Annotated in this window: 6 protein-coding genes; 1 reads left to right on the top strand and 5 read right to left on the bottom strand. The window is 71.0% G+C overall.

Features of this window, described 5'->3' with window-relative positions:
* Nucleotides 1–2: 2 nt before the first annotated feature.
* The 5 genes from ACRYR7_RS08125 to dpdE are packed head-to-tail and all read right to left on the bottom strand — an operon-like array spanning nucleotide 3 to nucleotide 10,847.
* Entirely contained in the window at nucleotides 3–698 is a 696-nt protein-coding gene (locus tag ACRYR7_RS08125) for a hypothetical protein (protein WP_432571575.1), read from the bottom strand.
* Nucleotides 691–3,951, bottom strand: coding sequence for a protein DpdH (dpdH, locus tag ACRYR7_RS08120; protein ID WP_432571574.1), 3,261 nt, complete (start codon nucleotides 3,949–3,951; stop codon nucleotides 691–693). The genes ACRYR7_RS08125 and dpdH overlap by 8 nt, the downstream gene beginning before the upstream one ends.
* Entirely contained in the window at nucleotides 3,948–4,841 is an 894-nt protein-coding gene (dpdG, locus tag ACRYR7_RS08115) for a protein DpdG (RefSeq protein WP_432571573.1), read from the bottom strand. Before dpdG ends, dpdH begins: the two co-directional genes overlap by 4 nt.
* A complete protein-coding gene (dpdF, locus tag ACRYR7_RS08110) occupies nucleotides 4,841–7,408 on the bottom strand; it encodes a protein DpdF (protein WP_432571572.1) in 2,568 nt (855 codons plus the stop codon). Before dpdF ends, dpdG begins: the two co-directional genes overlap by 1 nt.
* Nucleotides 7,398–10,847 (bottom strand): protein DpdE, encoded by a 3,450-nt coding sequence (gene dpdE / locus ACRYR7_RS08105; protein ID WP_432571571.1) that lies wholly within the window; start codon nucleotides 10,845–10,847, stop codon nucleotides 7,398–7,400. Before dpdE ends, dpdF begins: the two co-directional genes overlap by 11 nt.
* Before the next feature lie 1,395 nt (nucleotides 10,848–12,242).
* Between dpdE and ACRYR7_RS08100 the strand changes: the two genes are divergently transcribed.
* Nucleotides 12,243–12,429: hypothetical protein (locus tag ACRYR7_RS08100; RefSeq protein ID WP_432571570.1), on the top strand; the 187-nt coding region annotated here is incomplete at its 3' end.

Genomic DNA, 12,429 nt, shown 5'->3' with positions numbered 1-12,429 from the left:
GCTCACGAGGTGCTCCAGCGCACGCGCAGCTCACGGTCCAGCCCGCGCTGCTTGAGCTCGTGCAGGTCCTCAGCGGTCAGTTCGCTCAGCGGCAGGCCCATCTCTCGCGCCCGGCGCAGCACCCCGCTCAGGTGCGCGGGCATCTCACGCACGTGCTCCTCCTCGAGTCGACGGCTGACCTGCGCAAGGGCGTCGTCGAAGCGGCGGATGTCCTGCACCGTGGCGGGCAGGGCCTGCTCGGCGGCCCGCACGTCCTGACGTAGGCGCGCTAGAGCGGTGTAGGCCGCCGGCCGCACCGCGTCGATGGAGTCCAGACCGGCCGCTGAGGTGCGCGAGGCGGTGTAGCGGGCCCACGCGCTGCTGCAAGTGGCTTCGACGCTGGAGGTCAAGGACTGCAGCGCGCGCCGCAGCGCCAAGAAGTGCTCATCGGGTGGGGAGGCGTCGAACTGCAGTGCGGCACGCACGCCTTGCACGGCGGTGGCGACGCCGCCCGGATCGGGGGCACCGGCTAGGGGGACTTGCCCGTCACGCAGCACCTGCCAGCGCCGCGCGGCCTGTTGCAGCCCTTCGAGCGCTCGGCGCAACTCCTCGGTGCGCTCGCGCAGCCGCTTGGCGTCTTGCACGGCGCGTTGGTGCACCTGCACGCGCTGAGCGCTCTGGCTCAAGGCGCGGGCACGTTGCACGAGGGTCTCAGGCATCGGAGTCCTCCCAACGGGCGACGGCGACTTCCAAGACGTCGAGCAGATCGGTCAGGTCGTTCAGCGGACTGGCCGGCTGCGCCTCCAGTTGTCGCTGGAGGCGCAGCGTCGTGCTCTGCAGCAGCGCGTCGAAGGTGGTGAGGAGCTCCTGCATCAGTTGAGCGCTGCGGCCTCGGTCCACGCTGGCCTGGGCGAACCGGCGCGACCACGACGCCGCAGCGGCACCGGCGCTGTCGTCGTGACCACCACCGCTGGTGCCGCAGGCCGCCAGCGAGCCAGTAGCGCCTGGCTGCGCCTCACCGAACCCTTCGTCACTGCCGGCGTCGCTGCCCTCCTCGCTGCCACCGTCGATGACGTCGTCGCTGCCGCCGTCGGCGCCGGTGCGCACGTCGGAGAAGGACTTCCACGGCAAGTTCCGTGCTCGCGCCAGGTCGGATTTGACCTGATCGGCGCCCACGCTCAGCGCGCCGGCGCTGCGAGCGGCGTTCAGCGCCTCTTCCAGCGCGGTGACCAGTTCACCGGCGTCGCTGTCGCCGATGAGTTCGTCAATCCGGTCAGCGAGGCGCTGGGCGGTGCGCCACTGGTCCTCCACAGCTTTTTCCAGCGACGTGTTCAAGGAGCGGTGGGGGCGCTCGATCCACTCGGGCAACTGCGGGTACGTGCTCGTCCGCCACTGCCGGCGCACGTGCTGCACCAAGGGCAGCAGTCGTGCCGCGTCGACGACTTGCTCGCCACCCGTTCCCTGCGCAGCACCGACGATGCTGCGCAGTTGCGCGACCACGGGACCGCGAACTGCGGCGTGCTGGCGCGCCAGTTTGGTGTAACTGGCAGCGCGCGTCTGCTCGTCGTCGAAGATCGGTCGTTGCGGGTCGTCCTTGCCCGCTCCGAAGTCGAACAAGCAGGCCAGCAGTGCCGCGCTGTCACGACTGCGGGAGCCGGTCAGGTTCAGCAGGCGGGCACCGATCAGACTGATCTCCACGGCTGCGCGCAAAGTGGCGGGATCGTCCACGCCGAGGTCGTGCTGGACGGCCTTCACCATCGCCTCGCCCCAACCGCTCAGTCGTCGCGCGAAGCGCCGTTGCTGCTGCGGGCCATCAGTGAAGTCCCAGGATCCGTGCGCCTGTCGGCGCAGCAGGGCCTTGATCATGGTCGCGTTGGCGGGGGTGCGGCGCAGGACGACGACGGCCGGGTTGGAGGATGCGACCGCAGCGTCGAAGTCGCGGTCGCCGCGGGCGCCTTCGATGACCACACCCGTGGGACGACCCGGGAAGAGCCTCTTGCGCACGTCCACACCGGGGGTGCTCAAGCCGTGGTCGTCCCACTGCACGTGGGCGACGATCGCATCGCGGATCAACTGTCGGACGTCTCGCGCCACCTCTTGCGGCAAGGGTCGCCCGCGGTGCCAGGCCTCGACGTCCTCGAGTCGGCTGTCTGTGCTGTGCGGACGCTGCCCGCCCTGATCGGCGCGCGAGTGCTCGTCGGGACGGCGTGGCGCTACGACGGGCGCCGGCGCGTGAGCGCTCGCCCCGGCGAGCACGTCATCGGACAGGGGAGGCAATCGGAAGGCTTCGTGGATGCCGGCTGCCAAGTTCTCGACGGTGGCCTCACCCCAGAACTCCAGCAGAGGCACCCGTCGTTCGTGCTCGCCGTCACGCTCGCTGAGGTAGTCGACTTGCTCGGCACTCAACACCGACCGCCCCTCGACGGGGAAGTCGCTGCGGAACCGCGGCGAGGGGAAGGTTCCATCACGCAGCGCGACGTCGTAGTTGTCCAACACGTGGCGCACGACGTGTCCGAGCACGCGCCGCGGGTTGAACTGCGGGTTCTCCCGGGGCATGGAGCGTTGCACGGCCTTCACCAGCGCTGTCGCGTTGTACGGGTACAAGCCGAAGTGGTCGCTCGTGGCACCGAAGGCAGCGTGGCAGGTGGCGCGGAACCGGCAGGTCAGGCACGCGTTGGGCGCGGCGTCGTCCGCCGACGCACCGACGGCCTTGCGGTGCTCGGCCAAGCGCTGCTGGCCCAGGCGAGCGGCGTTGAGGTAGCGGCCCACGAAGTCGACGAGGTACTGCTGGTCGACCGCGGTCGCCGCGTCGCCAACGCCGTCGCTAACGGCGACGTCGAGGCGGTAGGAGTGCGAGACGCTCGCACTGGCACGTGTCCTGAACGTTTCTGGGATGCTGTCACGGTAGTAACCGGGGGTGACGGCCAGCAGGGTACGGATGGTGGCCAACTCCTGGCGTCCTTCGCGAACACCGGCTTCGCTGATGGCATCGAGCAGGTCGCCTTGCACCCCTTGGATGACCGCGAGATCCTCGACCAGCAGGACGATCTCCTGCCCGCGGGAGTGCAACTCCCGCCGGATATCGACCATCGCCTGCTGCAGCCTGCCCGAACCCAGGTCGACCATGCGCAAGACGGCCTTGTCGAGGTTGTCGTTGAGCAGTTGCGCGGCGAGGTCGAACAGTGTCGTCGCCTCGTCCAACTGCGTGTGCAACTGCGTGTGGATCTTGCGGGCGACGGCGCTCATCTCGGCAGTGGCCAGGTCCTCCGGGCGAAGGTCGTCGGCGTTGAAGCCGAAGGGGCGCTCGCCTTCATCACGTCCGCGACCTCGCTGCACCTCGGCGGCCAAGCGCGTGAGGACGCCGCCGTCCTTGAGCAGGTGCTTGCTGAACTCTGCATCGGTCAGCAGGTTCGACAGGCCTCGCTCGCTGGTGAGCATGCGGATGAAGCCGCGGCGCAACCGGTCGGGTTCTTCGACCGTGTGGAACTTCAGGGCGACGCTGAGGTGCGCGAGCAGTTCGTAAGGCAGCCGCTCACGGTCGAACTGACCGCTGGAACGGGAGACGCGGGAGCGGATGTCGTCGAACTGCTCACCGGGCACGTCCATCAGCAACCTGTGCACCACGTTGGACAGGTTGGTGTCGGTCTTGGGCAGGTAGATCACGCGCCGGCGAGGCGTTTCGGGCAGGTGTTCGCGGATCCAGCGCACGAGGTGCGACTTGCCGGTGCCGGACTCACCCAGGATGGGCATCAAGACCACGCCGCCGACGGGAGCGCGGTTGGTGAAGTCCGTCAAGACGTCGTTCTCATCGACCGCTGTCGCGGTCTCGGGCGCTTCCCACGGCGAGCGCAGAATGCGCAAGGGTCGGTGGGTCGCCAAGAAGACATCCGGGTCGGCGTGCACAGCTTCTGTGCTGACGGTCTCGGCGACGAACTGGCGGTTCCAGCAGACGTAGCCGGCGAAGTCACTCACGCTTCACGCTCCTGGATGCGGACATGACTGAAGGAGAAGATGCGCTCGGCGTCGGAGAGGTTGACCTTCGCGGCGTCGGAAAGGCTGTCCAACTCCACCAAGCCGTCCTCCGCGCAGCGGAGGATCGCGTGGCTGAGAGCCCGGTCGACGGCGCCGGCGACGGCGCGACGATCGGGCACGTTCCAGTGCGGGCGCATCTGCACGGCCAGGCGCCCGCCATCGACGACGGGAAGGCACTCACGCACCAGGGTGAGGAAGTCCTGCGCCCGCACGACACCGGGCGCGGCGCGTGAGGTGAGGATCCGCTTGAGGGCACGGGTGATATCCGGAACGAGGCGCGCGGGCGCGCCCTCACCCACGCTCTCCTGTTCGGCGAAGCCCAGGACCAGCGCCCAGCGGGTGAAGGACTGCCAGGGGTTGGTGTTGCCGATGGGGAAGGAGGTGAAGTCCGCGCCCAAGTCGTGACCGAGGAGCTCTTGGACCTTGCTCCACTCGATGGGCGCGGCGTGCGGATCTTGAGCGCACCACCACGTCAGTGCGGTCAGCAGGTCGCGCTGCGCGGCGCTTTCCAGGTCGTGCGGGGCCTGGAGCACGGCGCGCTGCAGCAGCAGGGTGTAGAAGGTGAGCACGTCGGGCACCGCAGGGCTGTCCGGGTGCCGGCTCAGCGCCTCGCCCTGGGTGTGCTCCTCGACGCGCACCAGGTCCAGATCGCGCAGCGCCTTCAGGCAGGCGTCGAAGGTGCTGGTGCCGCCTTGGCGCAGCGGCAGGGTGCTCGGCTGCACCAGTGCTCGCAGGTCGTCCCGCGGCACCGGGCGCCGCCGGTGCAGCAGGACCTGGTCGATGAGGAACATGCCCTTGGGCAGGACGTTGGGCGGTTGCAGCAGGGGCATTACAGGTCCTCGAGGAGGCGGGAGTCGCTGATGCAGGGGCCGTGCAGATCGCGCCAAGGGCTGTGGGGGCGTTCGGGAGCCCTCATCGCGGTGGGCGCGAGCAGGATGGTGTAGGGGTAGCAGTCGCTCCACTCCTCCAGGGCCGGGCCGCAGGCGCGCTCGAACGCTGTGACGATCGCGGTGGCCACCGGCGGGTGCCACACGTTCGGCTCATCCGTGCTGCGCAGCAGGGCCGTCGTGCCGGCGCTTCGCTGCAGGCCCTGCCACGAGCATGCGTCCAAGGTGCCCTCGACGTCGACGACGTGGTGCACACCGGCGACGATCAGCCGGTCCAGCACACGCACCGCGGCGCGCCGGTAGGTGGCGGCGTCGGCGGTGTCCAGGAGCACGCTCAACCGCCCTGCAGGCATCAGGTGGCGCACCGGCGGCGCCACGGCAGCACCGGCGCAGGAGGTGGCGCTGTTCCAGGAGGCGACGGGCGGCAGGGGCGCGGCCGCGTGGCGCGGGGGGCGCTGGGCACGCCGGCACCACGGGCAACCCCGGCAGGCGGCCGGCACCTGCGAGGCACCCCAAGAGGCACTGAAGCTGTAGTGCTCGTGCAGGATCGAGCCCAGGCAGCGGGGCAGATCGGTCAGGAGGTGCAACTGCTGCAGGCTGTGGCGGGCGGCCTCCAGGGTGCGCTGGCGCTCGACCTCGTACTGGCTCCAGTCGATCTCACCGGTGGTCTCGATGAGCAGGTGCCGGCCGGGCTCTGCCGCACCTGGCTCGTGCGCGCGTTCGTGCTGCTCAGCGGCGAGCAGGCGCAGTGCGCCGGTGCGGGCCAGCAGGGTGAGCAGGCGCAGGTTCCACAGGCGGTTCTTCGGGCCAGATTCGCTGACGTTGACCGGGCGCGCGTCGAGGTCGACGCGCAGTCGGTCGTCCTGGCTGCTCCAGTGCGCGCGCAGCGCCTCCCAGCGCCGCTTCGCGGTGTCGACGCGCAGCATGTGGGGATCGGCCAGATCCTTGGCCAGGCCTCGATCGTCGGCCGCGGGCAGGTAGAAGCTGAGCGAGGGCGCGCCGTCGCGCCCACCGCGGCCGACCTCCTGGTAGAAGCGGTCCAGCGACTCCGGCACGCAGGCGTGGATGACGCTGCGCACGTCGGGCATGTCGACGCCGAGGCCGAAGGCGGAGGTGGCCACCACCACGTCCACGAGCGAGGCGTGATCGTCCGCCGGGGAAGTGTGAGCCCCGCTCGTGCCGGTGCTGCGCCACTGGCGCACCACGGCTTGGCGCTGGGCGGCGCTGCTGCGCCCGCTGACCGCGGCGTGCCGGCCGAAGCCCCAGCCGTCCATGGCCGCGCGCACCTGCTCGACCTGCTCAGGGGTGGAGACGTAGACGACCGCCGGGCGAGGGGCGTGCCACAGGACCTCTTGCAGCGCCTGCAGTCGTGTAGTCGTGTCGGGCCAGTGCGTCACGAAGTACTCCGGCTCCTGCCGCAGGCTGGCGCTGCTGAGGACGCGGAAGTCGCCGCGGGCGCCGAACAGCGCGTGCAGCGTCTGCGCGGTGGCGGCCGCCAAGGTACCGGTCATCAAGACCGTGACCGGGCGCACGTCAGGCGCGCTGCGGCGCACGAGGTCGTCGTGCAGGCCGACCATGGCTTGGAAGTCGGGGCGGAAGTCCGTGCCCCACTGGTGCACCATGTGCGCTTCATCGACGAAGAGGTAGCGCAGGTGCCCGGCGTCGGCGGCAGAGCGCAAGGCGGGCGCCAGGCCGGTGCTGAAGGCTTCCGGTGAGGTGTACAGGATGCGCTGCTCGCCGCTGCGCACCGCTTCGCGCAGGGCGCGCTTGTCCTCCTCGGTCATCTCCCCCAGGTAGGCGTAGCGCCCGGAGGGCGAGGGGCGGTGCCCGCGTTCGTCGATGAGAGCCTGCACGCGCCGTTCCTGGTCCAGCGCCAGGACCACCGTGGGCACGATGACCACGCTGACGCCCACGTGCTGTGAGGCCAGCAGGGCCGGGCCCAGCGCCAGGGACGTCTTGCCGGTGCCGGTAGGCAGGTTCAGCAGCAGGGTGGCGCCGGCGGGTGCGGTGACCACCGAGCGCGCCGCCTGCTGCTGCCCGGGCGTCTGGTACGTCTCGTAGCCGATCATCGCCTGCCAGAACGGGTCGGCGGCGACGTCCTGCTCGCTGCGGCGCTGGCTGGAGTCACGCTCGAGGTAGACCTCGCGCAGCGGGTCTCCGCGCAGGTCGGCGGTCTCGTCGCCCGGCACCGTCCACGCCCGCCGGCGCAGCCACCAGCGCCCGTCCTGCAGCGGCGTGACTTCGATGCCGGCGCGGGCCAGCACGTCGTGCGGGGGTACGGGCGCTCGGGCGGGCACCGGCAAGCCGGTGCCCTCTCCCCCGCGGCTGTCCTCCCAGCCCAGCACGTGGCGCACCAGCACGGCGATGTCGGCCGCGCTGGCGCCGGGCTGGCAGAGCGCGTCGTGCAGGCGTCGGTGCGGCGCCGGCAGGTCGGTGCGGCACTGCGCCTCGACAGCTCCAGCCAGCGCGGCCTGCACGCACCGCAGGGCGTCGTCGTGCTCAACGTGCATGGGCCGCGGGCACCTCCACCGGCAGGCGCCGGCCGCTGAGCACGACGCAACTGACGGCGAGCAGACGCGCGCGCGGATGTTGGCAGGCGCGCAGCAACGCCTGCGACAACTGCTCGGTCAAGGCGCCCGAGCGGTGCTCCAGACCAGCGCGACCGCGGGCCTGCAAGGTCGCCAACTCATCGCGCATGTCCGCCGACGCTCGTGCGGCCGCCCGTTCGATCAAGGCGTCCACATCGCGCTCAACGCGCAGGCGCGCGGGCGCCTGCACGTGCGCACGCCGTACCGCCGTGGCGAAGGCACGCTGGCCGCCGAACAGGTCATGCAGGGCCGGCAGTCGCGAGGCGTTGAGGTTGACGTCTCCGTGCCGTGGGTCGTAACGGCGCTGCAAGGTGGTCTGGACCGCCGCCTCGGGTGGTTGGTGGCTGAAGGCCTCCAGCCAGACGCGGTGCATAAAGGGCGCCAACCAGCCGTCCAGGCGCCGGCGCAAGGCACGACGGGCCTCCGCGGAGCCGGCGGCCCGCTCACCGGTAGAGGCCTCGACGGCCGCGTGAGGCGACATCGTGGAAGACGACAGGACAGGCGAGGCGGGAGACGGCGCGCCCGGCGGACCCCCGTGGCTACCGAAGCCCGAATCCTCGATGCTGTCCAGGTCGCCTTCGACGAGGTAGTCGAAGGCGAGGTAGACCTGCTCCTCGGCCAGGCGCGGATGCACCCGCCACCAGGCGCTGGCCTGTCCACGGTCGTCCTCGTGCACCCATGCGGCGAGGGTATCGACAAGGGGTGAGCCGTAGCGCAGGACGCGGTGTCCGCGTCGACGCAGTGCGGCGGTGCGATTGAACGAGCCGGGGGTGTCCCAACTGCCGGGAGCGGCTGTGAGCACCTGCAACTCGGGCACCAGGATGCGCGGACCGGGCCGGAAGGTGCGGGTGCTTCGGTCCGTGGCGGGCACCGACTGCAACTGCAGGCTCCCCTCGGCGCGGAAGGCCAGGTCCTCGACGACGCGCTCGAAGCCCTGCCAGGAGGTCTCGATGCCGTCGATCGACTCGAAGATCTCTCGGTGCCCGCGAGCGGTGTGGAAGGAGGCCTCCAACTCGTCCTCGGCAGCGATCTCCTTTGCGCGCTCCGTCAGGGTGCTGCGGACGTCGTCGATGTGCTCCAGCAACCCGTCCGCGCCGTGCAGCAGGCTCGTGCGCGCGACCTGCGGCGCCAGGGACTCGATGGCGTACTGCAGGCTGCTCAGCGATCCGCGCCAGAGTTCGAACCCGTCGCGCAGCACCTCGAACCAGGCGCGGTACAGAGAGTCCATCGCCTGCGGCAGCATCACGTGGTGGACTGCCGGTCCTTGCTCACCGTAGCGATCCACCCGGCCGATGCGCTGCTCGAGGCGGTTGACCGAGGTGGGCAAGTCCAGGTGCACCAGGGCGTCGGCCGCCTGCAGGTTGCGGCCCTCCTCCGCGCTGGCGTCGCAGACGAGCACGCGGGCCTGCCCTGAGACCCACTGCCCCAAGGCCGCTTCACGGGCCTCGGCGGGCTCAGTGCTCAGGTGGGTGCTGACCTCTGCTCCGGCCAGGTTGTGGCGCAGCGCCTCGGCCAGTGCCGCTCCCAGGTGAGGAGACTCGCCGAAGACGACCACCTTGCGGTGGCGCGCACACACCGGACGCAGCAGGCGGGCCAGGTGCGCCGCGTGCTCGGCGTACTGCGCGCTGGGTGTGCCGGGGGTGCTGGACAGTCGCTGCAGCAGACGGTGGTCGGCCGGCAGCACCGGCGCCGCCGCCATGGCTTGAGCCTCCTCGAGCGTGGGTTGCGGCGGCCGCGTCGAGGTGCCTGCCGGCGCGCGCCCACTGCTACGGCGTGGTGCTGCGCCGACTGGAGAGGACCGCCCCGATCCGCTCAAGCGAGCTTGCAGCAGGTGGCGCAGTCGCTGAGGATCGCGCAGGTTCGTCAGCAGCAGGTCGTGCACCCGCGCGTACGCGGCCACCTCCGGTGCTGCGCCTTCGGAGGCCTGCTCGCCGCTGAGGACGTCGAAGGCCGTGTTCCCGTCGCCGGTGCTCCTGTAGCCGACGAGGTGCTCGCTCACGTCCACGCGCCACTCCTCCAGCGCGGACTCCGCCTCGTCAACGACGGGGTCCGCCACCGCCAGCACGTGCGGCGCACCGCGCCCGGTGACTTCGAACTCCGGACTGTCTGGACCGCACGTCGCGCCGGTCAGCACCCGTGCACGCCGGTGCCGGATGACTCGGCGGTGCAAGCGGTAGGTCTCGTTGACGTAACGGCGAAGGTCCTCGATACGTTCGGGCAGGCCCGGCGACTCGTCCCACGCCGCGTCTTCCACCTGCTCCACCAGGCCCGCCAGGCGCTCATCGTCCGCGAACGCCTCGCGCACCGCCGCCAAGTGCAGCGGTACCGTCTCGGGGAAGTCCGGGTCCAGCGCGTAGAAGGCTTGCGCGATCCGGTGCCGAGCGCGCACCCGAGCGGTGAACCCCTCGACATCGGCGACGTCATAGATCTCCGGGTCCAGCAGGTTCAGCAACTGCAGGAAGGCGCCCTCGTTGTTCAGCGCTGGCGTTGCCGAGAGCAGCAACAGCCGAGGCGCGCCGTGACAGAGCGCACGAAGCGACCGCAGGTGCTCAGGTGAGCCCGTGCTGCACACCAGGCGGTGGGCCTCGTCGACGATGAGCAGGCCTGGTGCGGTGATCCCGGACCAGCGCTCCGGCGCCTCGTGCGACACGATCCTCAGTGCAGCATGGGGGAAGTCGTCGATGAAGAAGCGCTGACGCAACTCCTCTTGCCACTGCCGGCGCAACGCATCGGGCGCCAGGACCATGGCCGCGCCTTCAGGCTCGCTGAGCAGGTACTGCCGCAGCAGCATGCCGGCCTCGATGGTCTTGCCCAACCCCACCTCATCGGCCAACAGGTAGCGCTGGATGGGGTCGTGCAGCACTTGCAGCACGGTCTCGAGCTGGTGCGGGTACAACTCCACGGCGCTGGACAAGACGGCTGGCACACTCGAGGTGGCCGCACGCTGCGCGACGACGCCAGAGAGGAAGGGCAGTCTGGTCGCCGCGAAGTGCGGGCTCTCGTTCGCGCCGGCCAGCAGGACCTCCAGGGGGTCGGCGACCGGCTGCGACCAGCGCACCTGCAGATGTTCGGCACCCATCAGCAGGTCGTAGGGCTCATTGGGTGGACGCACCGCGTAGCCGCTGACCGGATCGCCGCCGACCACCCGCCCGGCGCGCCAGTGCCCCTCCTGCTCCCAGTACACCCGGGTCTGCTTCGGCAGGGCGCCCCGCACGACCTCGCCCAGCCGGTAGCGGGCGGTGTGCGCGCGAGGGCGCGCCGGGGACTCGAAGAAGTCGACGTCCACGCCGTCCTCATCGAGGCGAGCGATCCGGCCCCACCCGAAGGGCTCCTTGCACCACACGTGCTGGCCCACGTGCATGGCCCGTCCCCTCACGCCGGGCACCGGTTCGCGCGGAGCGGACGCGGCACGCGTCTCACCTCACCGCACCGCACGACTGCTTGACCCGCCGCCGTCGAGCGGTCGACCGCCCACCGTCGATGCCGAGCACGGCAGCGTTGCCCGCCTCGGCGATCCTCCACTCACCAAACGCCTCCACGCGCCAGCTCCGCCGTTGCCCGCGACAACACGACGATGGGTCTCGACAGCCCCTGTACGCATCCTAGGCACTCACTGCTTGCCCTGGAGACTCAACGCGTCGATCGGTGGCGATGCACCCTTGGTGACCGATCAGAGCACCGGCACGGTGAGCCCACGACCCGCCCTCATGGTCGCTAGTCATCGGATATGCGGTGGGTGGCTCCGCTGACCCGTCCTTGCGGCTTCGGTGAGCCCGGGTGCGGTCGATGGTCGGCCACCACCATGAGTGCCGTGCTCAGGCTTGACCTTGTACGACAGTGCGGGGTCGATGCTGAGCGTGTGACACACCGAGCGACCACTCACGCGCACCGCCGCACGGTGCGCGCCTCCACCGTCACGGCGGTCAGCTCCCCTGCCCACCGCAGGAGCCGACACACTCTGACCTGGCGCCGGCGCAGCGGACGACCACATAGGCCGCTGCGTGGTTGACTGCGGGGTCAGGTGGACCTGGCCGCGGTGGTGCTGGCCGTCGCGGCGGACGCGGTCCGGGCCCACACCAGCGGCTCGCCCCGGACTGGCCGCCGCCGTCTGGCCGGGCAGGCCCCCTCCCCTGGCCACGAGGCCGCCGCTGAGCACCCGGCGATCGGTACCCAGCAGCAACACGGAAGCGCCGATGTCCGCCACGCCGTCCTCATCCCTGCTGAGCACCGCACGATCTCCGCTGAGCATCGCACGCAGGCGCCGGGCTAGGGTGGTGCGCATGGGCATGCGGTACCCGAAGGTTCCGCCATAGCACAGCAGCAGCAAGTACAGCCGGAAGGAGGAGTCCAGGATGGGGGCGCCGATGACCCACTCCGGCACCAGGGCAAAGCGGGGTTCCTCGACGAAGAGCGAGACGTCGTCCCCCAGGCCGGTCTAGTCGACGGCCGGGACGTGATCGAGGAGTCGGCGGGACGGGCGCCGGCTCGTCGGCGGGCGCGAGGACAGGTGGGCGGGTGCTCACACCGCGCTAACGGATGCGCCGGCACCGGCCGGTCCAGCAAGACTAGGCGGCACCGGCGGGAAGAGAAGCTGCAGGTCAGAGGCTCAAGCGGCCTCAGTCGGCACTGCCCGGACGACAGCCGAGTTGCCTTTTAATCCGCGGGTTCAGGGTTCGAGCCCCTGGGGGCCCACCCGCTCGACCTGCGGTTCCACCGCCGGTGGCTTCCGCCGACGCCCGTGGGCACTCACGCCTTCGTGAGCACGGTCCGCGCGGGGCATGCTGCGCCCACGGGGCGCTCGTCCCGGGTCGACCCGTGCGACGCCCTCGTCAAGGGCGTGAGAGCGGGGGGGGGGGGGGGGGGGGGGGGGGGGGGGGGGGGGGGGGGGGGGGGGGGGGGGGGGGGGGGGGGGGGGGGGGGGGGGGGGGGGGGGGGGGTGGGGG

It is taken from the genome of Kineococcus gurbantunggutensis (assembly GCF_050871925.1).
Classification (GTDB): Bacteria; Actinomycetota; Actinomycetes; order Actinomycetales; family Kineococcaceae; genus Kineococcus.
The sequence above is the reverse complement of the archived record's forward strand: the minus strand, read 5'-3'. Positions and strand labels throughout refer to the sequence as shown.

Coding starts and splice junctions, on each gene's coding strand:
- dpdG (WP_432571573.1), bottom strand. CDS start 4,841: ATGCCCCTGCTGCAACCGCCCAACGTCCTGCCCAAGGGCATGTTCCTC.
- ACRYR7_RS08125 (WP_432571575.1), bottom strand. CDS start 698: ATGCCTGAGACCCTCGTGCAACGTGCCCGCGCCTTGAGCCAGAGCGCT.
- dpdF (WP_432571572.1), bottom strand. CDS start 7,408: ATGCACGTTGAGCACGACGACGCCCTGCGGTGCGTGCAGGCCGCGCTG.
- dpdE (WP_432571571.1), bottom strand. CDS start 10,847: ATGCACGTGGGCCAGCACGTGTGGTGCAAGGAGCCCTTCGGGTGGGGC.